Below are 22,907 nucleotides of genomic sequence, written 5' to 3' on the forward strand. Positions count from 1 at the left end.
GTGGTGGCGCCGCCGGTGTTCGAGCGGGAGATGTGGGAGACCTACCGTTCGGTCAACGAGCGCTTCGCCGCGGCCGCCGCCGAGGCCGCCGAGGAAGGGGCCGTCGTCTGGGTGCAGGACTACCAGCTCCAGCTCGTGCCCGCGATGCTCCGACGGCTGCGGCCCGACCTGCGGATCGGCTTCTTCCTGCACATCCCCTTCCCGCCCGTCGAGCTGTTCTGGCGGCTGCCCTGGCGCAAGGAGCTGGTCGAGGGGCTGCTCGGCGCCGACCTGGTCGGCTTCCAGCTGCCCGGCGGCGCCTCGAACTTCCGCAGGCTGTGCCGGCGGCTGCTCGGGCTGCCGTACAAGGGGAACGAGATCTTCCTGGACGACCGGGTGGTGACCACGCAGGCGTTCCCGATCTCGGTGGACTTCGGGCAGCTCGACACGCTGGTGCGCGAGCCGCACGTCGTGGCGCGGGCCAAGGAGATCAGGGGCGAGCTGGGCGATCCCGAGCACGTGCTGCTCGGCGTGGACCGGCTCGACTACACCAAGGGCATCGGCCAGCGTCTGGAGGCGTTCGGCGAGCTGCTCAAGGACGGCAGCCTGCGCCCGAACGAGGCGGTCTTCGTGCAGATCGCCACCCCGAGCCGCGAGCGCGTGGACGAGTACCGCAAGCTGCGCGACGACATCGAGCTGCAGGTGGGCCGGATCAACGGCGAGCACGCCCAGATCGGGGTGCAGCCGATCCAGTACTTCCACCAGTCCTACGGCCACGACGAGCTGGCCGCGCTCTACCTGGCGGCCGACGTCATGGTCGTCACGCCCCTGCGCGACGGGATGAACCTGGTGGCCAAGGAGTACATCTCCTGCCACCACGACCTGCACGGCGCGCTGGTGCTCAGCGAGTTCACCGGAGCGGCCGACGAGCTGCGGCAGGCGTACCTGGTGAACCCGTACGACATCGAGGACGTCAAGCGGCAGATGATCGCCGCCATGCGGGCCACGCCGCACGAGCTGGCCCGGCGGATGCGCACGATGCGCCGCCGGGTGGCCACCTACGACGTGGACCGCTGGGCGAGCGAGTTCCTCAGTGCCCTTGAGTCACCTGCTTCACAGACTTCCACGCGTCGTAGCGCTTCTTGGCGGTCCGGTTGACCACGATCTGCGCCACGGACATCCCGACGCCGGTGAGGATCGCGTAACCGATCGCCTCACCCATGCTCACCTCGGGCGAGTCGTCGTCGAGGGGCGGCTCCTTGCCGGTCGCCTTGACCCAGACGAACCCGAGGAGCTTCCTCATCCCCCAGGCGGTCGCCATGCCCACCAGACCACCGATGACGCGCCAGGCGATGTCGGGTTTGTCCTCCGCCATGCCAACTCCCTTCCCCTATGTAACGAACACTAGTCTCTAACGCTTGCCGGGCCCCCGAAGCCGTACCATAAGGAGGCATGACTCAACAGCGACTACGCCATGCATCCATGCCGGAAAAGCCGACCCTCGACGGCTTGGAGCAGGTATGGGTAGCTCGCTGGCAGGAGGAGGGCACCTACCGCTTCGACCGGTCCAAGCCGCGCGAGCAGGTCTACTCCATCGACACGCCGCCGCCGACCGTGTCCGGCTCCCTCCACGTCGGTCATGTCTTCTCCTACACCCACAGCGACATCATGGCCCGCTACCAGCGGATGATCGGCAAGTCGGTGTTCTACCCCATCGGCTGGGACGACAACGGCCTGCCTACCGAGCGGCGGGTGCAGAACGTCTACGGGGTGCGCTGCGATCCGTCGCTGCCGTACGATCCTGACTTCGTTCCACCGGACAAGCCGGGCAAACGTGAGATCTCGATTTCGCGGCGCAACTTCGTCGAGCTGTGTCACCAGCTCACCGCCATCGACGAGAAGGCGTTCGAGGAGGTCTGGCGCCGGGTCGGCCTGTCGGTCGACTGGGACCTGCTCTACACCACGATCAGCGACGAGTCGCAGGCGGTCTCCCAGCGGGCGTTCCTGCGCAACCTCGGCCGCGGCGAGGCCTACCTCGCCGAGGCGCCCACGCTGTGGGACGTCACCTACCGCACCGCGGTGGCCCAGGCCGAGCTGGAGGACCGCGAGTGGCCCGGCGCCTTCCACCGCATCTCCTTCTACGGCGAGCGCGGGCCGATCTGGATCGAGACGACCAGGCCCGAGCTGATCCCGGCCTGCGTCGCGCTGGTCGCCCACCCCGACGACGAGCGCTACAAGCCGCTGTTCGGCACGTCCGCGCTCACGCCGCTGTTCGGCGTCGAGGTGCCGATCCTGGCCCACCACCTGGCCGAGCCCGACAAGGGGTCCGGCATCGCGATGATCTGCACGTTCGGCGACGTCACCGACGTCACCTGGTGGCGTGAGCTGCACCTGCCCACCCGGCCGGTCATCGGCTGGGACGGCCGGCTGCTGCCCGAGCCGCCCGACGGCGTGGAGCCGGAGCCGTACAAGGAACTGGCCGGCAAGACCGTCCACAGCGCGCGCGAGCGCATCGTCGAGCTGCTGCGCGAGTCCGGCGACCTCGACGGCGACCCGCGTCCGGTGCAGCGCCCGGTGAAGTTCTACGAGCGCGGCGACAAGCCGCTGGAGATCGTCACCACCCGCCAGTGGTACATCCGCAACGGCGGGCGCGAGCAGGCGCTGCGCGCCCGGCTGCTGGAACGCGGCAGCGAGCTGGCCTGGCACCCGCCGCACATGCGGGTGCGCTACGACAACTGGGTCGAGGGCCTGACCAGCGACTGGCTGATCTCCCGCCAGCGCTTCTTCGGCGTGCCGTTCCCGGTGTGGTATCCGCTGGACGAGGCCGGCAACCCGGTCCACGACGCGCCGATCCTGCCGGCCGAGGAGTCGCTGCCGGTCGACCCGTCCTCCGACGTGCCGCCCGGCTACAGCGAGGAGCAGCGGGGCGTGCCCGGCGGGTTCATGGCCGACCCCGACGTCATGGACACCTGGGCGACCTCGTCCCTGACGCCGCAGATCGCCGGCCGCTGGGCGAGCGACGACGACCTCTACCGGCGCGTGTCCCCCTACGACCTGCGGCCGCAGGCGCACGAGATCATCCGCACCTGGCTGTTCTCCACGGTGGTCCGCTCCCACCTGGAGTTCGACGCGCTGCCGTGGACCGACGTGGCGATCTCCGGCTGGATCCTCGACCCCGACCGCAAGAAGATGTCCAAGTCCAAGGGCAACGTGGTCACCCCACTCGACCTGCTGGAGCAGCACGGCTCCGACGCCGTCCGCTACTGGGCCGCCAACGGCCGCTACGGCGTGGACACCACGTTCGACGTGGGCCAGCTCAAGATCGGCAGGCGGCTGGCGATCAAAATCCTCAACGCCTCGAAGTTCGTGCTCGGGCTGGCCGGCAGCGACGGCGAGGTCACCGAGCCGGTCGACCTGTCGATGCTCGCCGCCCTGTCCGACATGGCCCGCGAGGCCACGCAGGCGTTCGAGTCCTACGACCACACCCGCGCGCTGGAGGCCGTCGAGCGGTTCTTCTGGTCCTTCTGCGACGACTACCTGGAGCTGGTCAAGGCGCGGGCGTACGAGTCCGGGCCGGCCGCCGCCTCGGCGCACGCGGCGCTGCGGCAGGCGCTCGACGTGCTGCTGCGGCTGTTCGCGCCGGTGCTGCCGTTCGTGACCGAGGAGGTGTGGTCCTGGTGGCGCGAGGGCTCGGTCCACCGCGCCGCCTGGCCGGCTCCCGAGCGCGGCACGGGCGACCCGGCGGTGCTGACCGTGGCCTCGGAGGTGCTGCGTCGGATCCGCAAGGCCAAGTCGGAGGCCAAGTTGTCGATGCGGGCCGAGGTGTCCAGGCTGACCGTCACGGGGCCCGAGGCCGATCTCGTCCGGCAGGCCCAAGACGACCTGTGCGCGGCCGGAGTCGTCGAGGAGTTCGTCCTCGACGGCGGCGACGTGCTGACCGTCGAGGTGCACCTGGGCTGAGGCACGGCCGTCCGGCACGGGCGGTGAGGGGCGCCTCCCTCACCGCCCGTCCGGCATCCCGGCGTTTTATCGGTGCGCATCCCCGGCCCGGACGTGCCAGTCTTGAACACGTGCAGATCGACCGCCCCACCACACTCGTACCGCCCGTGCTGGCCAAGATGGCCGCATGGTGCGGGTGCCTGATCCTCGTCGGCGTGGTCGTCTACTTCTTCGTCCAGGCGATCGCCCGGCTCACCTTCGTGGCGCTGCCCGTGGCGATCGCGCTGCTGCTGACCGCGCTGCTGTTCCCGCTGACCAAGAGCCTGCGGCGGGCGGGCCTGCGGCCCATCTACGCCACCTGGCTGACCATGCTGGTCGCGCTCGCCGTCCTGGCCGGCACCGGCTGGCTGGTCGGCGCGCGGGCCAGCGAGGAGTTCCCCAACCTGGTCACGCAGGTGCAGGCCACCGCGCGTTCGGTCCAGGAGTGGCTGATCACCGGCCCGCTGCACCTGAAGCAGGCCCAGATCACCGGCTACGTCGACGAGATCGCCACGATGGTCAACGCCCAGCGCACCGCCATCACCGGCACGGTGCTGTCGGCCAGCGCCGTCGCGATCGAGGTGCTCGCGTCCATCGTGCTGCTGCTGTTCGTGACGTTCTTCCTGCTCAAGGACGGCGACCGCATCTGGTCGTGGTTCCTGCGCGCCTTCGGCTCGATGTCGCCGCGGGTCGACCGGGCGGGCCGGGCGGCCTGGACCACGCTCTCCCACTACGTCCAGGGCACCGTGGCCGTGGCCGCCGTGCACGGCCTCATCATGGGCATCGTGCTGGCCGGCATGGGGGTGCCGCTGTGGGCGCCGCTGGCGGTGCTGATCTTCTTCGCCAGCTTCATCCCCATCGTCGGCATCTTCTTCGCCGGCACCGTCGCCACCCTCGTCACCCTCGGCGCCAAGGGCCTGGTCTACGCACTGATCTTCCTCGGCATCCTCATCGTCGAGCAGCAGCTGGAGAACCACGTGCTCCAGCCGCTGATCGTGGGCAGGGCGCTCAACTTCCACCCGCTGGCGATCATCCTGGTGCTGTCGGTCGGCGGCATCCTGGCCGGCATCGCGGGAGCGGCCGTGGCCGTGCCGGTCGCGGCGGTGATCTACCGGGCGCTGCCCGAGCTGCGCCACAAACCGCCCGCCCTGCCACCACCGCCCCACCACGAGCCGCCGGCGGAGGAACCGCCGTCCGGAGGCGCCCCTCCCGCCGGCGAGCCGCCGTCCGGGGGTGCGGTTGCCGCGGCGGGGTGACGTGAGGCGGGCCGGGTGGTTCCGATCCGGTGTCGAGGGCGAGTCCAGGGGCCGCAGCGAGTAACCTCGTCACCCGTGACGCGTTCCTCCCTCACCACCCCGCCGCCGGACGCCTCGGCGCCCGCGGCCCATCCCGGCGCCCCGGCGCCGGGCAGTTCCCTCGGCTCCCACTACAGCCGCTGCTTCGGCTGCGGCGGCGACCACCCGACCGGCCTGCACCTGAAGGCCGCCACGCCGGACGGCGTCACGGTCGAGGCCGAGTTCACCGTGGGGGAGGCCCACCAGGGCGCGCCGATGCTCGCCCACGGCGGCGTGCTGGCCGCCGCGATGGACGAGGTCATCGGAATGTCGGTCTACCTGTTCCACAAGCCCTATGTGACGGCCCGGCTGGAGACCGACTACCTTCTCCCCGTTCCCGTGGGCACGACACTCCACCTGCGCGCCTGGTGCAACGGGATCACGGGCAGGAAGGCGTACCTTGAGGCTGAGGGGCGCGTCGGCGCCCCCGACGGACCGGTCGCCGTCCGCGCGGCGGCGCTGTTCATCGAGGTGAGCATGGAACACTTCGCTGAGCACGGCGACCTTGCGGCCATCGCCGCCGAACACCAGGACTTCGAGGTGAACCCGTGAGCGACGTGGAGGTCCTCATCCAGCGGCTCGACACCGGGCTGCCGGTGCCGTCCTACGCCCACCCGGGCGACGCCGGCGCCGACCTCTACGCGGCCGAGGACGTCGAGCTGCTGCCCGGCGAGCGGGCCGTGGTCGGCACCGGCGTGGCGATCGCGCTGCCCGACGGCTACGCCGCGTTCGTGCACCCGCGCTCCGGCCTGGCGGCCCGCCACGGCGTCACGCTCGTCAACGCCCCCGGCACCGTCGACGCGGGCTACCGGGGCGAGATCAAGGTGACGCTGATCAACACCGACGCCAAGGAGCCGTTCCGCCTCCAGCGCGGCGACCGGGTGGCCCAGCTCGTGGTCCAGCGGGTCGAGCGCGCGGCCTTCTACGAGGTCGAACGCCTGCCCGGCTCGGTGCGCGGCGCCAACGGATTCGGATCGACGGGCCGCTGAAGCGGCCGGCCCGAAGCAAGCCTGGGGCTCCGGCCCCGCGAACAGGGAGAGTGAGGAACGTGTTCCGACGTCGTCGTCGTGAGCAGCCGGAGACGGTGGCCGAGCAGGAGTCCCCGGCCCCTACCCGCGAGTCCGGCCCGTGGGACGCCGACGAGCCCCACCCCGACACGGACAGGATCGACCTCGGCGGCCTGCGGCTGCCGCACAACCCCGACTTCGACGTGCGCCTGGCCTCGCTCGGCGACCAGCACGTCGGTGTCGTCGTCCTGTACGAGGACAGCTCGCTGCAGCTCCAGGCGCTGGCCGCGCCGCGCTCGGGCGGCCTGTGGGACGACGTCAGGACCAAGATCGTCGCCCAGGCCAAGACGCTGGAGGAGCGGGAGGGCCCGTTCGGCGTCGAGCTGGCCGGCGAGGTCGCCATGGAAGGCGGCAGCCGGGCGGCCCGCTACATCGGCATCGACGGCCCGCGCTGGTTCCTCCTGGCCGCCATCACCGGCCCCGGCGCCCTCGACGAGCGCGTCTCCGGGGCGTTCATCGACTTCGTCAAGGACGTCGTGGTCGTGCGCGGCGACGAGCCGATGGCCCGCGAGGAGCCCATCACGCTGAGCCGTCCGCACGAGCGGCAGGCCGGCGAGCAGGACGAACGCCCGGCGTTCAGCCCCTTCAAGCGCGGCCCGGAAATCAGCGAGACCCGCTGAGCGTCACCTCTCCGGGCCCCGCCCGGCCCAGCCCGGCGACATTCCCAAGACCCCCCATCGGCTATTCGCTGACGGCTTACCATCACATAGGCTGAACCATCATGAGTACGGCAGAGCCTCCGAAACGCGGGGGATTGCGCGGCTTCTTCAGCCGGCTGGCCACGACCCAGTCGGAGATCGAGGCCCAGGAACTGCGGGAAGACGCCGACGAGGTCGGCGCGACGCCCATCGTGTCGTGTGGCGGGCGCCGCAGGTTCTGTGTAGCGGGTACGCTACGTACGGTGACATTGCGCCCGCGGGGCGGCGCCCCCGCCCTGGAGGCCGAGCTGTACGACGGGTCCGACGTGATCGACCTGGTGTGGCTCGGCCGCCGCAAGATCGTCGGCATCGAGCCGGGCCGCACGGTCAAGGCCGAGGGCCTGGTCAGCATGCAGGACGGGCGCAAGGTGATGTTCAATCCGCGATACGAACTGCGCCCAGGGAGTTGATCAGGTGAGTGCTGAGGCGGAAGAGGCCGCGCACGAGACCGTCGAGGCGGCGGTGCGAGCCCAGCTCGCCAAGGCCTTCGGCGGCGTCCGCGGCATCATCGAGGCCGCGGTGCCGACGATCGCCTTCACGGTCTCGTGGATCGTCACCGAAGACCTGAAGACGTCGCTCATCGTCAGCATCTCGCTCTCGGTGGTGCTCCTGCTGGTCAGGGTGGTCCAGCGGTCCACGCCGCAGTTCGTGATCAACAGCCTGATCGGCATCGCCATCGGGGCGTTCTTCGCCAGCCGCACCGGCAACGCGAAAGACTACTTCCTGCCCGGCATCCTGTGGAACGGCGCGTACTCGCTGGGCATGTTGCTGTCCATCGTCACGCGCTGGCCGGTCGTCGGGTTCCTCATCGGCTCGGTCACCAACGACCCGGTGGGCTGGCACAAAGACGCGGGCGTCGTCCGGCTCTGCACGCGGCTGACCTGGCTGCTCATGGTGCCGTGCGTGGTGCGGGTGGCCGTGCAGGGCCCGGTCTACCTGTTCGGCGGCGGTGACGAGGCGGTGGCCGCGCTCGGCTTCGCCAAGATCGTGATGGGCTGGCCCCTGCAGGTGGCGGCCCTGGCCGCGATGCTCTGGCTGCTCGGCCGCGGCCGCACCCCCATCAAGCCCCCGGTCGCCCCGGCCTGACCCGTGCCGGAGGACGGGCGGGTCGCGCCTGGGGGGCTCGTCGCGGAAGACCTCGACCTTCTGCCTGACCTGCCCGCGCGTACGGAACTGATCGACGGAAGGCTGGTCTGCGCGGGCCCCCAGTCGTCCTTCCGCTCGACCGTGGTCGATCTGCTCGTCGCCGGCCTGCGCCGGGCCGTCCCCCTGGAGTTCCGGGTGCGGCGGGGGATGAGCGTCATTCTGGGCGCCCGCCAGCGCCCGCAGCCGGACGTCAGCGTGGTCAGGGCGGGCGCGGTGCGCGACGACGGCGGCGAGACCTTCTATCGTGCCCAGGATCTGCTGCTGGTCGCCGAGGTCGTCCCGGCCGAGTACCGCGACCGTAAGCCGGCTCTCTATGCCGCGGCCGGGATTCCGCACTTCTGGCGGGTCGAGGACGACGGCGGCGAGCCCTTCGTATACGTCTACGAGCGGGACCCCACCACCCGCGCCTACGCGCTCACCGGCATCCACCACGACAGGCTCAAGCTGACCGTCCCCTTCGACCTCGACGTCGACCTTAGCCAGATTCATCGCCTCTGACCTCTCGGCCCGCCATGATGCTCGAACGAGCCATGGACGAGGGTCCCTGGCGGGGCCAGTGGCGGTGGTGACCGGGGTGAGCCGCCGGGCGGGCATCGGGTTCGCGGTGGCGCGCGAGCTGCCGGCGCCCGCCGCGCGGGTTGCGGTGCGGTCCTGCCCCCCGCACGACCCCGGCCCGCCCTGGCGCAGCGACCCGGCGGGCTCGACATGCCAGGCGGGGACGGAGCGGGGGAGCGGGAGGTCGGTGGGCGTGGGAGTCTGGGGGAGATGAGGGGGAATGTGGTGGGCTGGGTGGTGGCGCGGGTGTGGAAGGCGCTGGGCGGGCGGCTTCGCTGGCGGGTGTTGTGGCTGACCCACGCCACCTTCATGGTCGGCGTCACCGGCCTCGTACGCGACTCCGACGGCCGGGTGCTCGTCCTGCGTCACCGTCTGTGGCAGGAGGGGCGGCAGTGGGGCTTCCCCACCGGGTTCGCCAGGCGGGACGAGACGTTCGAGGGCACGGTCGAGCGCGAGGTGTTCGAGGAGACCGGCCTGCGCGTGCGCACCGGCCGGCTGCTGCGCGTGCGCAGCGGGTTCGGGCTGCGGGCCGAGGTGGCCTACGAGGCCAGGCTCGTCGGCGGCACGCTCAGGATCGACCCGCTGGAGATCCTCGAAGCCCGCTGGGTCACCGCCGACGACCTGCCCGAGGGGCTGCAGGGCGCCCACCGCGACCTGCTCATCCCGAGTACGCCCACCCCGACCACCGACTGACCGCGACCACGATCACCGGCCCTTCGGGTGGCCGCCGCCGGTACTGGTCGTACTTGCCGGCCAGCGCCCGCAGGGCGGCGTCGTGGCCGTCCTCGCACACCGTCGCGGTGCCGTCGGCGCGCGCCCACCACAGCCTGGTCCAGTCGTCCTCGTAGTGGTCGGCGAGCAGGCTGACCCGCGGGTTCGCCCGGATGTCGCGCAGCCGCGCCAGGTCGTGGGTGCTCTTCGGCTTGTGGTCGACGGCGGTGACCACGTCGTTCCCGAGGACGGCGAAGGTGACGGGCACCACGCGCGGCACCCCGGCCGCGTCGGCCGTCGCCAGGCGGGCGACGCGGGCGCCCTCGAACAGCGACCGGGCGCGGCCGGCGTCCATGCTCAGCGCTGCGAGAGCAGGTGGGCGAGCTCCTCCTCGACCTCCTGGCTGGCCACGAACAGCAGCTCGTCGCCCGCCTCCAGGGGGTCGTCGGCGGTGGGCACCAGCACCCGGCCCTCGCGCAGGATCGCCACCAGCGCGGAGTCGACCGGCCACGGCACCGACCCGGCGCGCTGGCCCACCACCGGGGCGTCCTCGGCCAGCGTCAGCTCGACCAGGTTGGCCTGGCCCTGGCGGAACGTCATCAGCCGCACCAGGTCGCCGACGCTGACCGCCTCCTCCACCAGCGCGCTCAGCAGCCGCGGCGTCGAGACGGCGACGTCGACGCCCCACGACTCGTTGAACAGCCACTCGTTGTTGGGGTGGTTGATGCGGGCCACCACGCGCGGCACGCCGTACTCGGTCTTGGCCAGCAGCGACACCACGAGGTTGACCTTGTCGTCGCCGGAGGAGGCCACCACGACGTGGCAGTTGCCGAGCCCGGCCTCGTCGAGCGAGGCGATCTCGCACGCGTCGGCGAGCAGCCACTCGGCGCGCGGCACGCTGTCGATCTTGATCGCCCGCGGGTCGACGTCGATGAGCAGGACCTCGTGGCCGTTCTCCAGCAGCTCGGAGGCGATGGAACGGCCCACGGCGCCCGCGCCGGCGATGGCGATGCGCATCAGTCGTCCTGTTCCGGCGCCGCGGCGAGCACCTTGTTGATCCGGTCCATGTCGTTCTCGGCCGCGATGACGTGGAGCAGGTCGCCCTCCTGCACCACGGTCTCGTCCGTGATGGTCAGGGCCTCGCCCATGCGGTTGATGAAGGCCACGCGGGCGCCGGCCCGGCTCTCCAGGTCGACGACGCGGGTGGCGATCCAGGCCTGGTTGGCGGCCACCTCGGCCAGCACGACCGTGCCCGTGGGGTCGCGCCACAGCGGCTCGGCGCCCTCGGGGAGGATGCGGCGCAGGATCTGGTCGGCCGTCCAGCGGACGGTGGCCACCGTGGGGATGCCCAGCCGCTGGTAGACCTCGGCACGCCGGGGGTCGTAGATGCGGGCCACCACGTTGTCGACGCCGAACGTCTCGCGGGCCACGCGCGCGGAGATGATGTTGGAGTTGTCGCCGCTGGAGACGGCGACGTAGGCGGCCGCCGACTCGATGCCGGCCTCGGTGAGCACGTCGCGATCGAAGCCGACGCCCGTCACCCGCCGCCCCCGGAACCCCGCGCGCAGGCGGCGGAACGCCTGCGGGTCACGGTCGATGATGGCGACGGAATGGCCGCTGTCCTCGAGGATGTGGGCGAGGGTCGAACCGACCCTGCCGCATCCCATGATCACAATATGCATACTCCCCCGCACTTCGCGGTCGGCCGGTTGCTCGACACCAGTATGGCCCGATGGGGGAGCGCCGCGTTTAGGGCATCGGCATGCGGCTAGCATCTCGTTACGTGGCGAAGGTAACGGATCTTGTCAAACGCGTGCTCGTGGGACGTGCCCTGCGAAGCGGGCAGCTCCACGAGCAACTCCTGCCCAAACGCATCGCCCTGCCGGTCTTCGCCAGTGACGCGCTGTCCTCGGTGGCCTACGCCCCGCAGGAGATTTTGGTCATCCTGTCGCTGGCGGGCGTCTCGTTCTATTCCTACAGTCCGTGGATCGCCGTCGCCGTCGTGGTGGTGATGCTCACGGTCGTGGCGTCGTACCGGCAGAACGTGCACGCCTATCCGAGCGGCGGCGGCGACTACGAGGTGGCCACCACCAACCTGGGCAAGAACGCGGGGCTCACCGTCGCCAGCGCCCTCATGGTCGACTACGTGCTGACCGTCGCCGTGTCGGTGGCCAACGGCGTCGACTACGTCGGCGCGACCATCCCGTTCGTGGCCGAGCACCGGCCCGCGATCGCCATCATCATCGTGATCCTGCTCACGGTGGTCAACCTGCGCGGCATCCGCGAGTCCGGCGCCGCCTTCGCCGTCCCCACGTACGCGTTCATGTTCGCGGTGATCGGCCTGGTCGCCTGGGGCGGCATCCGGCTGCTGGTGTTCGGCGACGAGCTGAGGGCGCCCAGCGCCGGGTTCACCATCCGGCCCGAGCAGACGAACCTGGCCTCCTTCGCCGCGGCCTTCCTGATCCTGCGCGCCTTCTCCTCCGGCTGCGCCGCGCTGACCGGCGTCGAGGCCATCAGCAACGGCGTGCCCGCCTTCCGCAAGCCCAAGAGCAAGAACGCCGCCACGACCCTGCTCATGATGGGCCTGATCGCCATCACCATGTTCGGCGGCATCATCGCGCTGGGGCTGGCCTCCGGCGTGCGGGTGGCCGAGCCGAGCGTCGTCGCACACGACCTGCTCAGGCCCGACGGCACCCCGGTCGGCGAGGGCTACTACCAGCAGCCGATCATCTCGCAGGTGGCCGACGCGGTGTTCGGCGGCGGCTCGCTGCCGTTCGTGGTGATCTCCGCGGTGACCGCGCTCATCCTGTTCCTGGCCGCGAACACCGCCTTCAACGGCTTCCCCGTGCTCGGCTCGATCCTCGCCCAGGACCGCTACCTGCCGCGCCAGCTCCACACCCGCGGCGACCGCCTGGCCTTCTCCAACGGCATCATCATCCTGGCCCTCGGCGCCTGCCTGCTGCTGTGGGGCTTCCAGGCCGACGTCAGCCGCCTGCTCAACCTCTACATCGTCGGCGTGTTCGTCTCCTTCACGCTCAGCCAGACCGGCATGGTCATCCACTGGACCCGTCACCTGAAGACGGAGACCGACCGCCAGGTCCGCCACCAGATGCACCGCTCGCGCGTGATCAACTTCTTCGGCGCCATCATGACCGGCCTGGTGCTGATCGTCGTGCTGCTGACCAAGTTCCTGGTCGGGGCGTGGATCGTGGTCATCGCGATGCCGGTGCTGTTCCTCATGATGAAGGGCATCCGCCGCCACTACGACAAGGTCGCGACCGAGCTGGAGATCACCGACGACTACGAGCCCGCCATGCTGCCGGCCCGCAACCACGCGATCGTGCTGGTCTCCAAGATCCACAAGCCGACCATGCGGGCGCTCGCCTACGCCCGCGCCACCCGGCCGTCCTCGCTGGAGGCGATCACGGTCGGCGTCGAGGGCGAGGAGGCGCGCCAGCTGCAGGAGGAGTGGGAGCGGCGCGGCATCCCGGTGCCGCTCAAGATGCTCGACTCGCCCTACCGCGAGATCACCCAGCCCATCCTCGACTACGTCAAGACCCTGCGCCGCCGCTCGCCGCGCGACGTGGTCACCGTCTTCATCCCCGAGTACGTCGTCGGCCACTGGTGGGAGCACCTGCTGCACAACCAGAGCGCGCTGCGGCTGAAGGCCAGGCTGCTGTTCAAGCCGGGCGTCATGGTGACCAGCGTGCCCTGGCAGCTCCACTCCTCCGACCGGCTCAAGGGCCGGCCCGAGCCGTACGCGCCGGGCGCGGTGCGCCGTCCCTGGCACCAGACCGTCAAGGACGAGGGAGAGATCAAGGCGCGCTGACCAGCGTCCGCAGCCGCCACGTGTCGGACGCCGTCCAGCCCGGCGGCGCGGCGACGGCGGCCCACCCGTCCACGATGTTGGCGCCGTAGCGGTGGCCGTGGCCGGGCGGCACGGACATCGCCGCCGTCATGTCCACCAGCACCTGCCAGAACGTCACCAGCGGGAACCAGTTCATCTGCGGGTTCACCCCGGGCCCCCGCGGGCCCTCCAGCCAGGCGGGCCGGTGGTAGATCAGCGCGGGCGACCACCACACGACGGGGTCGGTGGCGTTCTGCAGGTAGACCACGCGCGGCGGCGGCCACGGGCTCTGGGGGCGCCACAGGTCGGCCGGGTGCTGGGCGAAGCGGGCCGTCCTGCCGCCCTGGTAGACCGGCCGCCAGACGGGGGTGCCGGGATCGCGGTGGGCGGTGAGGCGGTCCCAGATGTGGTTGGCGTTGGGCGGGCCGACGAACAGCGCGCCGTCGGTCCGGGCGACCAGGTCGGTCAGGTCGCGGAAGGCGTTCTCCAGCTCGTAGGAGCCGAGGCTCTCACCGGCGACCAGCAGCCGGGGCCGGTGGCCGGGCGGGAGCCGGTCCCACCTGGCGCGCACCGCCTCGAACAGGGCCCGCCCGGCGGCCGCCGCCTTGTGCCGGTCGGCCAGGAACGACACCCAGCTCGGCAGGTAGGAGTACTGCACCGCGACCATGGCGGTGTCGCCGTTGTACATGAACTCCAGCGAGTCGGCGATGTGCTGGTCGACCCAGCCGGTGCCGGTCGTGCCGAGCACCGCGAGCACCGGACGGCCGAAGCCGCCCGTCCGTTCCAGCTCCCGTACGGCCACCGCGGCCTGCTGCCGGGGCGAGGAGGTGGCGCCGAGGCCGACGTACACGCGGATGGGCTCGGTCGCCGGCCGGCCGGAGAAGGCGGTCAGCTCGGAGACCGTGGAGGCGGTGCCGGTGAAGCGGCGGCCCTCGCGGCCCAGGGAGTCCCAGGCCACCAGCGACCCGGGCCCGCCGGACACCTTGGCCGAGCCGGGCCGGCGCACGCCCGGATGCGTGCCCTGGTTGGTGACCGAGGAGACGTCGCTCATCGTGTTGAGGAACCCCGAGAACAGCACGTCGTCGGCGAGCACCGCGACCACGGAGGCGACGATCAGCACGCCGGCGATGTGGCCCACGTAGGCGGGGACGTACCGGTCGAGCCAGTCGATCAGTCCGCGCCCGGCCAGCCGGACGAGACGGGCCAGCAGCAGGCACAGCGCGAAGAGCGTGACCGCCACCGCGAGGATCACCGGCGGGAACCAGGTGATGCGGGTGTCCATGCCCATGAGCGCCCGCACGTCGCGCTGCCAGTCGATGCTGTACCAGAGCGCCACGACGGTCAGCCCCGAGCAGCCGCCGATCATGATCTGCCAGGCGGCCCGCCTTCCCCGCTCCGGCAGCCGGTACGGGATCGCCGCCCGGCCCAGCGCGCCCGCCGCGGCCCCCACGCCGTAGCCGAGGATGCCGGTGACCGCGCCCATCACGCCCTGGAACAGCCACGTGCGCGGCAGCAGCGACGGCGTCAGCGAGGCGCAGGCGAACAGCACGGCCAGCAGCGTGCCCCCGAATCCGAGCCGCCGGCGCACCACCCGACCTCTGTCCATCATCACCCACAGTAGTGACTCAAGTCCGGAAAGTGGCTGTCCGGGGCGCGAGGCGGGGGACGAGGACGTCGCCCGTGGCGGCTCACCATAGGGTGGGGGTGTGGAACAGGCATCTCTGGAGCTGACGGTCGGTCCGGTCGCGCATGGCGGCTGGTGTGTGGCACGCCATGAAGGGCGGGTGGTCTTCGTCCGGCACGCGTTGCCCGGCGAGCGGGTGATCGCCGACGTGACCGAGGAGACCAGCCGGTTCCTGCGCGCCGACGCCGTGGAGATCCTGGAGCCCTCGCCCGACCGCGTCGTCCCGCCCTGCCAGTACGCCGGCCCCGGCCGCTGCGGCGGCTGCGACTGGCAGCACGCCACGCTTGAGGCGCAGCGCCGGCTCAAGGCCCAGGTCGTGGCCGAGCAGCTGCACCGCTTGGCGGGCATCGAGCGCGAGGTCGTCGTGGAGGAGGTGCCCGGCGCCAAGGACGGGCTCGGCTGGCGCACCCGCGTGCAGTTCGCCGCCACGCCCGCCGGCGAGCTGGGCTTCCGCCGGCACCGCTCGCACGAGATCGAGGTCGTCGACGCCTGCCTGATCGCCCACCCCGAGGTCGAGGCGGTCGCCGCCGAAGACCACGAGTGGCCCGGCGCGGCCGGCATCGAGGTCATCGCCTCCGCCGGCGGCGACCGTGCCGTGGTGGTCTCGCCGCGCCCGCGGCGCAGTGTGAGCGTGCCCGAGCTCGACGCGCCCGCCTCGATCCTGCTCGACCAGGGCAAGGGCCGCACGGTGCCGCGCCGCGGCTCCGGCGTGCTGCACGAGCACGTGGGCGACCGCGAGTTCCGGGTCGCGGGCAGCGGCTTCTGGCAGGTGCACCCGGGGGCGGCCGAGACGCTGCTCGACGCGGTGCTGGCCTACGCCGCGCCCGAGCCGGGGGAGTGGGCGCTCGACCTCTACTGCGGGGTCGGCCTGTTCGCGGCCGGGCTGGCCGAGGCGGTCGGGCCTGAGGGCGCGGTGTTCGGGCTGGAGTCCGACGCGGCGGCCGTCCGTGACGCCCGCGCCAACCTGCGCGACCTGCCGCAGGCCAGGGTCGAGCGCGGCCGGGTCGAGGAGGCGCTCGACCGGTTCCAGATCGAGCGCGCCGACCTCGTCGTGGTCGACCCGCCGCGGTCGGGCCTCGGGCGCGAGGTGGTGGAGCGCGTCGCGGGGCTGGAGGCGCTGCGCATCGTCTACGTCTCCTGCGACCCGGCGACGCTGGCCAGAGACCTCAAGTGGCTGGGCGAGCTGGGCTACGAGCTGACCGACCTGCGCGCCTTCGACGCCTTCCCGATGACCCACCACGTCGAGTGCGTGGCGCTGCTGGTGAAGCGCTGACCGCCGCCGCCCGGCCAAGGCGTGACCTCATCGTGACGGTTTGCCGGAACCCCGGGCGGGTGAAGCTGTCTATCGTGCATCCATGGTCGCCTCCGGAGGCGCGGGCCGCCCAGGATCGGACAGGCCGCCGATGACGCCGCTGACGATGAGCCATTGGCACCTGCCCGGCGTGACCGTGATCGAGGTGTGCGGTGAGGTCGACGCCACCAACCACACGCGATTACGGGAGCACGTCCGGCAGGCCAGGGCGCGTCCGGCCGATCACGTGGTGTTCGACCTGAGCGCGATGACGTTCATGGACAGCTCGGGGCTGCACGCCCTGCTCGCCTGCCACCAGGAGGCCCGCACGCACGACGCGCGGGTCTACCTCGCGGCCCCGCAGGGCGCCCCGGCCCGGCTGCTGGAGATCACCGGGGTCGACGCTCACCTGCCGGTCTACCCCACCGCCGATGCCGCCGTGGCCGCCGCCGCGGCCGATCCGCCCGGCTGAGCCTTTGGTCACGCCCGTCCAGACCAAGGACGGACGCGCCGCGCGGGGAGGCGTCCCTAGCGTCGGGGCATGACGCAAACCACCCTCGCCGGACGCGTCCAGGAGATCGACGCCGTACGCGGGTTCGCGCTGGCGGGCATCCTGGTCGCGAACATCGGCTTCCTGGCCGACCCGGGGTACGCGCTGTCGGGCGCCATGCCCATCCCCGACGGGCCCGTGGCTCTGGCGATCACGGCGTTCGTGCTGACGAAGTTCTACATCATCTTCTCGTTCCTGTTCGGGTACTCCTTCACGCTGCAGATGCGGGCGGCCGAGCGGGCGGGGGCGAGCGTGCGGGCCAGGACGTTGCGCCGCTGCCTGGTGCTGTTCGTCATCGGGCTGGCCCACGGTCTGCTGCTGTGGATCGGCGACATCCTCACCCTGTACGCCGTGCTCGGCCTGGTCCTGCTGGCCCTGCGCGGGCTCAGACCGAGGACGGCCGTCATCGCCGGCTCCTCGATCATCGGCGTGCTGACCCTGTTCTGGCTGGCCCTCGCCTGGCTGTCCACCCTCGACCCGGCCGCCGGGCAGCCCGCCGCGGCCGACCCGGCGGCGGCCGCCCGCGTGCTGGCCCTGGCCACCGGCGGGCCGCTGGACTTCCTGACGATGCAGACCGAGCTCTACCCGCCGCTGGTGGCGATGATCTGGCTCTTCCAGGGGCCGACCGCGCTGGCCATGTTCCTGTTCGGGCTCGCGGCCGGCAAGTCCAGGCTGCTGGAGGGCCTCGGGCAGCGGCCCCGCCTGCTGGCCCGCGTCCAGTGGGCGGGCTTCGGCGTCGGCCTGCCCGGCGGCCTGCTGTACGCCTGGACGTCCGGCCGGACCGGCGCGGTCGAGCTGCTCGGCGGCGCGGTCAACACGCTCACCTCGATCCTGCTGGCCGCCGCCTACGTCGCCACCCTGCTCCGGCTGATCGGCCGCTTCCCGGCGGCGGGCCGCGTCCTGGCCGCGCCGGGACGGGTGGCCGCCTCCAACTACGTCGGCCAGTCGCTGCTCATCGCCCTGGTCTTCACCGGGTACGGGCTCGCCCTCGCGGGCAGGCTGTCACCGATCGCGGTGATGGGCGTCGCCCTGGTGATCTATACCGTGCTCGTGTGGGCGAGCGGACGCTGGCTGCGCACCCACCGCCACGGCCCGGTGGAGTACGTGCTGCGCCGGATCACCAACTGGCGCTGAGAGGGCCGGGGCTGAGGACGCCGGCGCTGAGGTCAGAGCCAGCCCATGCGCTGGGCGGTGCGGATCGCCTCCAGCCGGTTCTGGGCGTTGAGCTTGGTCATGGCGCTGGACAGGTAGTTGCGCACCGTGCCCTCGGTGAGGTGCAGCTCGCCGGCGATCCTGGAGATCGTCGCCCCGTCGCCCGCCAGGCGCAGCGCGTCGCGCTCCCGTTCGGTCAGCGGGCTGTCGCCGGCGGCCATCGCGGCGGCGGCCAGCTCGGCGTCCAGGTAGCGGCCGCCGGCCATGACCTTGCGGATCGCCATGGCCAGCTCCTCGGCGGAGGCGTCCTTGCCCAGGAAGCCGCTCACGCCGGCGGCCATCGCCCTGCGCAGGTAGCCGGGGCGGCCCAGGCTGGTCAGGATGACGATCTTGCACTGGGCGCTGATCCGCTCGGCGGCGCTCAGGCCGTCCATGCCGGGCATCTCGATGTCCAGCACGGCCACGTCGGGGCGGTGTTCGGCGACCGCGTCCACGACCTCGTCGCCCCGGCCCACCTGGGCCACGACCTCGATGCCGTCCTCCAGGTCGAGCAGGGCGGCGATCGCGCCGCGGATCAGGTGCTCGTCGTCGGCGAGCAGCACGCGGGTGGTCATGCCGGCACCGCCGCGCGCAGCAGGTAGCCGCCGTCGGACGTCGGCTCGGCCCGCAGCACGCCGCCCGCCGCGCCGACCCGCTGGGCCAGCCCCGCCAGCCCGTTGGCCGCGTGCTCGCCCACCGGGCCGCTCACCCCGTCGTTGGACATCTCCAGGACCCCGTTCTCGATCGTGATCGTGCAGCGTTCGGCCTTGCTGTGCTTGAGCACGTTGGTGGCGCCCTCGCGGACGACGGTGGCGAGCAGGGTGCGCGCCTCCGGGGCCAGCGCCGTGGTGTCGGCCCGCACCGTGCAGCGGACCTCGGCCGCCTCCAGCACCGCCCGGACGCCGGCCAGCACCTCGTCCAGGTCGAGCGCCCGGTAGTTCTGCACCACGGTCCGCACCTCGCGCAGCGACCGCCTGGCCAGGTCGCGCACCTCGAACATGGCCCGCTCGGCGGCGGCCGGGTCGCCGGGCAGCGAGCCGGCGGCGCGGGCGGTCCTGGCCGAGACGTCGGCCAGGCTCTGCCCGAGCAGGTCGTTGAGGTCGCGGGCGAAGCGCAGCCGTTCCTCCGAGACCGCCAGCCTGGACCTGGCCTCCTGCCCTTCGTGCGCCTCCTTGGCCACCCGCCACAACCACAGGTTCGCCAGCACGCCGCCCACGCCGATCCCGGTGAACACGGCCAGCACCACGACCGCCGACAACATCTCCACGGGCAGGCCCATGGTCAGCGCGAGGACGACCACCAGGACGGCGATCCAGCCGACCGACAACGTGACGATCGTCCGGCGGCGGACGAAGGGGGCCAGCATCGCCAGCCACACCGGCACGGTGTACAGGATCGTGCCGGCCGCGAGGACCAGGGCGAGCACCCCGGAGACGGCCAGCAGCGCCGTCGGGCGGGGTCCGCCGCGCACGGCGATCCGGAACGGCCGCGTGGCCAGCGCCATGAACACCAGCAGCAGCACGCCGGCGGCCACGAACACCTGCCGGGGCAGGTCGACGTTCTGCCCGAGCAGGTACAGGTTGTAGAAGCCGGTCGCGGACACCAGCAGGATGATGTCGGTGGAGTAGACGATCAGCCAGCGGACCTTGTCCAGCCGGGTCGGCCGCCTCACGCGGGCACCGCCGCGCGCAGCAGGAACTCGCCGGTGGGCGTCGGGGCGGCCGAGAGCGAGCCGCCCGCCGTGGTCAGGCGCTCCGACAGGCCGCGCAGGCCGCTGCCCGGGGCTGCGGAGAGGTCCTTGACGCCGTCGTTGCGCATCTCCAGCACGCCGCCCTCGATCGTGATCGCGCAGGTGGTGGCCGAGCTGTGCTTGAGCACGTTCGTGCCGCCCTCGCGCACGACCCACGCCAGCAGCGCGCGCCCGGCGGGGGACAGGTCGCCGGCCCTGGTCTCGATCAGGCAGCGGGCGCCGGCCGCCTCCAGCGCCGACCGTACGCCGGCCAGCTCGGTGTCCAGGTCGAGCGTGTGGTAGCCGTCCACGGCCAGTTGCACCTCGGCCAGCGAGTCGCGGGCCAGTTCGCGCACCGCGTCCATCTCGGCGAGGGCCCTGGCCTGGTCCTTGGCCGACAACTTGGCCGCCAGCTCGCTCTTCAGCGTGATCACCGACAGGCTGCGGCCGAGCAGGTCGTGCAGGTCGCGGGCGAAGCGCAGGCGCTCCTCGGCGATGGCCAGGCGCGCCTTGGCCTCCTGGCCGTCGTTGGCGTCCCTGATCGTCCACCACAGCCAGCGCCACAGCAGCATGGCCGCGACCATGAGCGCGCAACTGGCCGCCTCGGGGATCAGCGTGCCGGCCCAGGACCGGTCGGTGATCAGCACGACGTACGCGCTGACCAGGACGGTCACGGCGGCGCCCAGGCAGGCCGTGGCCCACAGCGGCAGGTAGAACGCGACCACCGACACCCACAGGACGCCGGTCTCCAGCCAGGTGGCCGTGCTCGCCATCTCGTCGTGCGGCAGCAGCAGCACCGAGCCGGCCGCGCACGCCCCGGACACCAGCAGCTTCGCCGTGGGCCGCGGGCGGTCGTCGAAGGCGGCCCGCAGGACGGAGGGGAACAGCGTGAACTGGCCCGCCAGGAAGGCGATCGCGAGCAGCGCCTGCGGGACGCCCATCAGGCCGCGCGCGGTGTAGATGAGGACGAGGGTGACGAACACCAGGCCCAGCAGGATGATCATGGCGTCCATCCAGTGGATGAGGATCTTGCGCGCGCTCGCGGCACGGCTCGCCATCGTCGTCCTCACCCCCTGGATTCGGGGAAAATCCTATGTCAGGAGTGGGTCTTCCAGAGAATGCGGGATATTTCCGGTTTGGGGGGTGTGCCGCGCAGCGACAACCAGGCCAGTCCGTGCCGGACGGCGTACTCCGACAGCTTGCGGGCCTCCGGCTCGTCCAGATCGCCGGGCCTGGCGAGCACCGGGGTCAGGGCGAGCCGCTCCCAGACCTGCTCCTCGCCGGGCAGGCCGTAGGCCCGCGCGAGCTGCCCGGCCGCCGCCCGCACGGCCGATCCCAGCCTGCGCAGCCGCCCCTGCGGCCCGGTGCGCGGCTCCATCTCGGCCAGCAGCTCGACGGCGTCCACCCGGACGCCCTCCCGCCGGGTCGCGCGCAGTGCCGCCAGGTCGGCCGCGTCGAGGCCGTCCGGTGTCAGGCGCAGGGTGAAGAAGACCCGCAGCGGCCGTTCCCCTTGGAGGGCGTGCAGCGCCCGCGCCCTGCGCAGCGCGGCGGCCGGGTCGGCGTCGCGGATCTCGAACCCCGCCGCGGCGGCCCCGAACGCGCCGACCGCCCTGCGGTAGGCGGTGGCCAGGCCGCCCGGCCTGGTGCACGTGACGGCCGGGTCGTCCCCGCCGGGCCCGCCGAACACCGGGAAGGCGTCGCCGCCCGCCGCCCTCAGCCGCCCGAGCCCCGCGGCCACCGGGTCGCCCGCCGGCCGCGGCGGCCCGGCCCACCGGACGAGGCAGCCGTCGTCGCCGGCGACGAGATGGCCGAGCGCGTACCGGGCGACGCCGGTGGCGCGCGACTCGGCCGCCAGGTCGAAGCCCGGGTCGCGGGCGGTGTCGACGAACCCCACGAACGAACGCGGCGGCTGCCGGACCGCCGCCGGCCGCTCCGGCGGCGCGAAGCGGACGGGAGCGGCGCCCGACGGCGGCGCGGGCTCGGCGCCCGCGGGCAACATCCGGATCGCCAGGGCCGTGGCTCCGGCGAGCGCGAGCGCGGCGAGCACCGCCAGCGGGCGGGGGAGCGTGCCGGACTCTCTTGCTTTCCGCGACATATGCCACCCATCGTGATCGATCGGCTACTTTCAGCGGTTGCTGGTGAAGGTAGCAAGCGTTCGCCGACGGCGCGGGGCTTTTCCGGTCGCCGTCCGATGTGGGCGGATAATGAGCCTCATGAAGCTGCGGATCTTCACCGAGCCCCAGCAGGGCGCCACCTATGACGACCTGCTCGCCGTCGCCCAGGCCGCGGAACGCCTGGGGTTCGACGCCTTCTTCCGGTCCGACCACTACCAGCGCATCGGCCCCGGCGACCCCGGCGCCGGCTCCACCGACGCCTGGGTGACGCTCGGCGCCCTGGCCAGGGAGACCTCCACGATCAGGCTCGGCACGCTGGTGACGCCGGCCACGTTCCGGCTGCCCGGCCCGCTGGCGATCAGCGTGGCCCAGGTCGACCAGATGAGCGGCGGCCGGGTCGAGCTGGGCTTCGGCACCGGCTGGTTCGACGGGGAGCACTCCGCGTACGGCATCCCGTTCCCGCCGCTCGGCGAGCGGTTCGGCCGGTTCGAGGAGCAGCTGGAGATCGTCACCGGTCTGTGGACGGCGAAGGACTCCTACTCCTTCGAGGGCCGCTACTACCGGCTGGTCGACTCGCCGGCGCTGCCCAAGCCGGTCCAGCGGCCCCGTCCGCCGGTGATCATCGGCGGCTTCGGCGCCAAGCGCACGCCCCGGCTGGCGGCCACGTACGCCGACGAGTACAACGTGCCGTTCCGCACCCTGGCCGACACCGGGCAGGCGTTCACGCGGGTCCGGGAGGCGGCCGACGAGGCGGGCCGCGGCCTGATCCTGTCGGCGGCGCAGACCGTCGTCGTGGGCGCCGACCAGGCCGAGATCGAGCGGCGCGCCGCCGCCATCGGCCAGGACCCCGGCGCGCTGAGCGAGGGCGGCCTGTGCGGCACCCCCGACGAGGTGCTGGCCAAGCTGGGCGCCTTCGCCAAGCTCGGGGCCGAGCGCGTCTACCTCCAGGTCCTCGACCTGGCCGACCTGGAGCACCTGGAGCTCATCGCCGCCGAGGTCCTGCCGCACGTGTAATTCCGTTGGCGGTGCTTCG

At 72.3% G+C, this 22,907-nt stretch carries 24 protein-coding genes; 15 read left to right on the forward strand and 9 right to left on the reverse strand.

Annotation, left to right across the window (positions count from 1 at the left end; all coding sequences use genetic code 11):
- Positions 1 to 1,137: alpha,alpha-trehalose-phosphate synthase (UDP-forming) (locus tag ACWEJ6_RS10025; RefSeq protein WP_452422780.1), on the forward strand; the 1,137-nt coding region annotated here is incomplete at its 5' end.
- On the opposite strand, the gene ACWEJ6_RS10030 is transcribed toward ACWEJ6_RS10025, so the two are convergent.
- The gene (locus ACWEJ6_RS10030; protein WP_352324039.1) at positions 1,070 to 1,354 is read right to left on the reverse strand and encodes a DUF4235 domain-containing protein; all 285 of its coding nucleotides are present in this window, start codon (positions 1,352 to 1,354) and stop codon (positions 1,070 to 1,072) included. The genes ACWEJ6_RS10025 and ACWEJ6_RS10030 overlap by 68 nt on opposite strands.
- A 107-nt stretch (positions 1,355 to 1,461) precedes the next feature.
- On the opposite strand from ACWEJ6_RS10030, the gene valS reads away from it, so the two are divergent.
- The 9 genes from valS (at position 1,462) to ACWEJ6_RS10075 (ending at position 9,450) form a co-directional block, all read left to right on the forward strand.
- A complete protein-coding gene (valS, locus tag ACWEJ6_RS10035; RefSeq protein WP_452422783.1) occupies positions 1,462 to 3,939 on the forward strand; it encodes a valine--tRNA ligase in 2,478 nt (825 codons plus the stop codon).
- Positions 3,940 to 4,049: 110 nt separating this feature from the next.
- On the forward strand, positions 4,050 to 5,213 hold the full coding sequence (locus ACWEJ6_RS10040) for an AI-2E family transporter (protein ID WP_452422785.1): 1,164 nt from the start codon (positions 4,050 to 4,052) through the stop codon (positions 5,211 to 5,213).
- Between the two features lie 75 nt (positions 5,214 to 5,288).
- Positions 5,289 to 5,843 carry a PaaI family thioesterase gene (locus tag ACWEJ6_RS10045; RefSeq protein ID WP_352324042.1) on the forward strand — a complete coding sequence of 185 codons (555 nt, stop codon included), beginning with the start codon at positions 5,289 to 5,291 and terminating at the stop codon, positions 5,841 to 5,843.
- Complete coding sequence (gene dut, locus ACWEJ6_RS10050; protein ID WP_352324043.1) at positions 5,840 to 6,280, forward strand: dUTP diphosphatase; 441 nt, start codon at positions 5,840 to 5,842, stop codon at positions 6,278 to 6,280. The genes ACWEJ6_RS10045 and dut overlap by 4 nt, the downstream gene beginning before the upstream one ends.
- Before the next feature lie 59 nt (positions 6,281 to 6,339).
- A complete protein-coding gene (locus ACWEJ6_RS10055) occupies positions 6,340 to 6,978 on the forward strand; it encodes a DUF3710 domain-containing protein (RefSeq protein ID WP_387663947.1) in 639 nt (212 codons plus the stop codon).
- Between the two features lie 101 nt (positions 6,979 to 7,079).
- Positions 7,080 to 7,466 carry an OB-fold nucleic acid binding domain-containing protein gene (locus ACWEJ6_RS10060; protein WP_352324045.1) on the forward strand — a complete coding sequence of 129 codons (387 nt, stop codon included), beginning with the start codon at positions 7,080 to 7,082 and terminating at the stop codon, positions 7,464 to 7,466.
- A 4-nt stretch (positions 7,467 to 7,470) separates the two neighbouring features.
- The gene (locus ACWEJ6_RS10065) at positions 7,471 to 8,142 is read left to right on the forward strand and encodes a DUF3159 domain-containing protein (RefSeq protein WP_387663949.1); all 672 of its coding nucleotides are present in this window, start codon (positions 7,471 to 7,473) and stop codon (positions 8,140 to 8,142) included.
- Between the two features lie 3 nt (positions 8,143 to 8,145).
- Entirely contained in the window at positions 8,146 to 8,700 is a 555-nt protein-coding gene (locus tag ACWEJ6_RS10070) for a Uma2 family endonuclease (protein WP_452422788.1), read from the forward strand.
- Positions 8,701 to 8,967: 267 nt separating this feature from the next.
- A complete protein-coding gene (locus ACWEJ6_RS10075) occupies positions 8,968 to 9,450 on the forward strand; it encodes an NUDIX domain-containing protein (protein WP_387663953.1) in 483 nt (160 codons plus the stop codon).
- Here the strand turns inward: ACWEJ6_RS10075 and ACWEJ6_RS10080 are convergent.
- The 3 genes from ACWEJ6_RS10080 to ACWEJ6_RS10090 are packed head-to-tail and all read right to left on the reverse strand — an operon-like array spanning position 9,416 to position 11,150.
- The gene (locus tag ACWEJ6_RS10080) at positions 9,416 to 9,823 is read right to left on the reverse strand and encodes a TIGR03668 family PPOX class F420-dependent oxidoreductase (protein ID WP_452422790.1); all 408 of its coding nucleotides are present in this window, start codon (positions 9,821 to 9,823) and stop codon (positions 9,416 to 9,418) included. The genes ACWEJ6_RS10075 and ACWEJ6_RS10080 overlap by 35 nt on opposite strands.
- A 2-nt stretch (positions 9,824 to 9,825) precedes the next feature.
- The gene (locus ACWEJ6_RS10085; protein ID WP_352324051.1) at positions 9,826 to 10,485 is read right to left on the reverse strand and encodes a potassium channel family protein; all 660 of its coding nucleotides are present in this window, start codon (positions 10,483 to 10,485) and stop codon (positions 9,826 to 9,828) included.
- Positions 10,485 to 11,150 carry a potassium channel family protein gene (locus ACWEJ6_RS10090; RefSeq protein ID WP_352324052.1) on the reverse strand — a complete coding sequence of 222 codons (666 nt, stop codon included), beginning with the start codon at positions 11,148 to 11,150 and terminating at the stop codon, positions 10,485 to 10,487. Before ACWEJ6_RS10090 ends, ACWEJ6_RS10085 begins: the two co-directional genes overlap by 1 nt.
- Positions 11,151 to 11,251: 101 nt before the next feature.
- On the opposite strand from ACWEJ6_RS10090, the gene ACWEJ6_RS10095 reads away from it, so the two are divergent.
- On the forward strand, positions 11,252 to 13,297 hold the full coding sequence (locus ACWEJ6_RS10095; RefSeq protein WP_452422793.1) for an APC family permease: 2,046 nt from the start codon (positions 11,252 to 11,254) through the stop codon (positions 13,295 to 13,297).
- Here ACWEJ6_RS10095 and ACWEJ6_RS10100 read toward each other — a convergent pair.
- A complete protein-coding gene (locus ACWEJ6_RS10100; RefSeq protein WP_452422795.1) occupies positions 13,284 to 14,924 on the reverse strand; it encodes an alpha/beta hydrolase in 1,641 nt (546 codons plus the stop codon). The genes ACWEJ6_RS10095 and ACWEJ6_RS10100 overlap by 14 nt on opposite strands.
- 97 nt (positions 14,925 to 15,021) lie before the next feature.
- Here ACWEJ6_RS10100 and ACWEJ6_RS10105 point away from each other — a divergent pair, with 97 nt between their 5' ends.
- From ACWEJ6_RS10105 to ACWEJ6_RS10115, 3 genes are all read left to right on the forward strand, one after another.
- A complete protein-coding gene (locus ACWEJ6_RS10105) occupies positions 15,022 to 16,272 on the forward strand; it encodes a class I SAM-dependent RNA methyltransferase (RefSeq protein ID WP_352359183.1) in 1,251 nt (416 codons plus the stop codon).
- 82 nt (positions 16,273 to 16,354) lie between these two features.
- The gene (locus ACWEJ6_RS10110) at positions 16,355 to 16,762 is read left to right on the forward strand and encodes an STAS domain-containing protein (RefSeq protein ID WP_452422797.1); all 408 of its coding nucleotides are present in this window, start codon (positions 16,355 to 16,357) and stop codon (positions 16,760 to 16,762) included.
- Positions 16,763 to 16,831: 69 nt separating this feature from the next.
- Entirely contained in the window at positions 16,832 to 17,974 is a 1,143-nt protein-coding gene (locus ACWEJ6_RS10115) for a DUF418 domain-containing protein (protein WP_452422799.1), read from the forward strand.
- 32 nt (positions 17,975 to 18,006) lie between these two features.
- On the opposite strand, the gene ACWEJ6_RS10120 is transcribed toward ACWEJ6_RS10115, so the two are convergent.
- Genes ACWEJ6_RS10120 through ACWEJ6_RS10135 form a run of 4 tightly spaced genes read right to left on the reverse strand, consistent with a single transcriptional unit; the run spans position 18,007 to position 21,855 of the window.
- A complete protein-coding gene (locus ACWEJ6_RS10120) occupies positions 18,007 to 18,606 on the reverse strand; it encodes a response regulator transcription factor (RefSeq protein ID WP_125646369.1) in 600 nt (199 codons plus the stop codon).
- Positions 18,603 to 19,703: a sensor histidine kinase gene (locus tag ACWEJ6_RS10125; RefSeq protein WP_387663965.1), complete on the reverse strand. Its 1,101-nt coding sequence runs from the start codon at positions 19,701 to 19,703 to the stop codon at positions 18,603 to 18,605. Before ACWEJ6_RS10125 ends, ACWEJ6_RS10120 begins: the two co-directional genes overlap by 4 nt.
- Positions 19,700 to 20,818: a sensor histidine kinase gene (locus ACWEJ6_RS10130; protein WP_452422801.1), complete on the reverse strand. Its 1,119-nt coding sequence runs from the start codon at positions 20,816 to 20,818 to the stop codon at positions 19,700 to 19,702. The genes ACWEJ6_RS10125 and ACWEJ6_RS10130 overlap by 4 nt, the downstream gene beginning before the upstream one ends.
- A gap of 38 nt (positions 20,819 to 20,856) precedes the next feature.
- On the reverse strand, positions 20,857 to 21,855 hold the full coding sequence (locus ACWEJ6_RS10135; RefSeq protein WP_452422803.1) for a hypothetical protein: 999 nt from the start codon (positions 21,853 to 21,855) through the stop codon (positions 20,857 to 20,859).
- Positions 21,856 to 21,973: 118 nt separating this feature from the next.
- Here ACWEJ6_RS10135 and ACWEJ6_RS10140 point away from each other — a divergent pair, with 118 nt between their 5' ends.
- Entirely contained in the window at positions 21,974 to 22,888 is a 915-nt protein-coding gene (locus ACWEJ6_RS10140; protein WP_358284659.1) for an LLM class F420-dependent oxidoreductase, read from the forward strand.
- Positions 22,889 to 22,907: the final 19 nt, after the last annotated feature.

It is taken from the genome of Nonomuraea sp. NPDC004702, assembly GCF_053601695.1.

What these genes read in the sequence shown, in the direction of transcription:
- ACWEJ6_RS10030 (WP_352324039.1), bottom strand. Translation starts at nt 1,354, where the DNA reads ATGGCGGAGGACAAACCCGACATCGCCTGGCGCGTCATCGGTGGTCTG.
- valS (WP_452422783.1), top strand. Translation starts at nt 1,462, where the DNA reads ATGCCGGAAAAGCCGACCCTCGACGGCTTGGAGCAGGTATGGGTAGCT.
- ACWEJ6_RS10060 (WP_352324045.1), top strand. Translation starts at nt 7,080, where the DNA reads ATGAGTACGGCAGAGCCTCCGAAACGCGGGGGATTGCGCGGCTTCTTC.
- ACWEJ6_RS10075 (WP_387663953.1), top strand. Translation starts at nt 8,968, where the DNA reads ATGAGGGGGAATGTGGTGGGCTGGGTGGTGGCGCGGGTGTGGAAGGCG.
- ACWEJ6_RS10080 (WP_452422790.1), bottom strand. Translation starts at nt 9,823, where the DNA reads ATGGACGCCGGCCGCGCCCGGTCGCTGTTCGAGGGCGCCCGCGTCGCC.
- ACWEJ6_RS10085 (WP_352324051.1), bottom strand. Translation starts at nt 10,485, where the DNA reads ATGCGCATCGCCATCGCCGGCGCGGGCGCCGTGGGCCGTTCCATCGCC.
- ACWEJ6_RS10090 (WP_352324052.1), bottom strand. Translation starts at nt 11,150, where the DNA reads ATGCATATTGTGATCATGGGATGCGGCAGGGTCGGTTCGACCCTCGCC.
- ACWEJ6_RS10100 (WP_452422795.1), bottom strand. Translation starts at nt 14,924, where the DNA reads ATGATGGACAGAGGTCGGGTGGTGCGCCGGCGGCTCGGATTCGGGGGC.
- ACWEJ6_RS10110 (WP_452422797.1), top strand. Translation starts at nt 16,355, where the DNA reads ATGGTCGCCTCCGGAGGCGCGGGCCGCCCAGGATCGGACAGGCCGCCG.
- ACWEJ6_RS10115 (WP_452422799.1), top strand. Translation starts at nt 16,832, where the DNA reads ATGACGCAAACCACCCTCGCCGGACGCGTCCAGGAGATCGACGCCGTA.
- ACWEJ6_RS10120 (WP_125646369.1), bottom strand. Translation starts at nt 18,606, where the DNA reads ATGACCACCCGCGTGCTGCTCGCCGACGACGAGCACCTGATCCGCGGC.
- ACWEJ6_RS10130 (WP_452422801.1), bottom strand. Translation starts at nt 20,818, where the DNA reads ATGGCGAGCCGTGCCGCGAGCGCGCGCAAGATCCTCATCCACTGGATG.
- ACWEJ6_RS10135 (WP_452422803.1), bottom strand. Translation starts at nt 21,855, where the DNA reads ATGTCGCGGAAAGCAAGAGAGTCCGGCACGCTCCCCCGCCCGCTGGCG.
- ACWEJ6_RS10140 (WP_358284659.1), top strand. Translation starts at nt 21,974, where the DNA reads ATGAAGCTGCGGATCTTCACCGAGCCCCAGCAGGGCGCCACCTATGAC.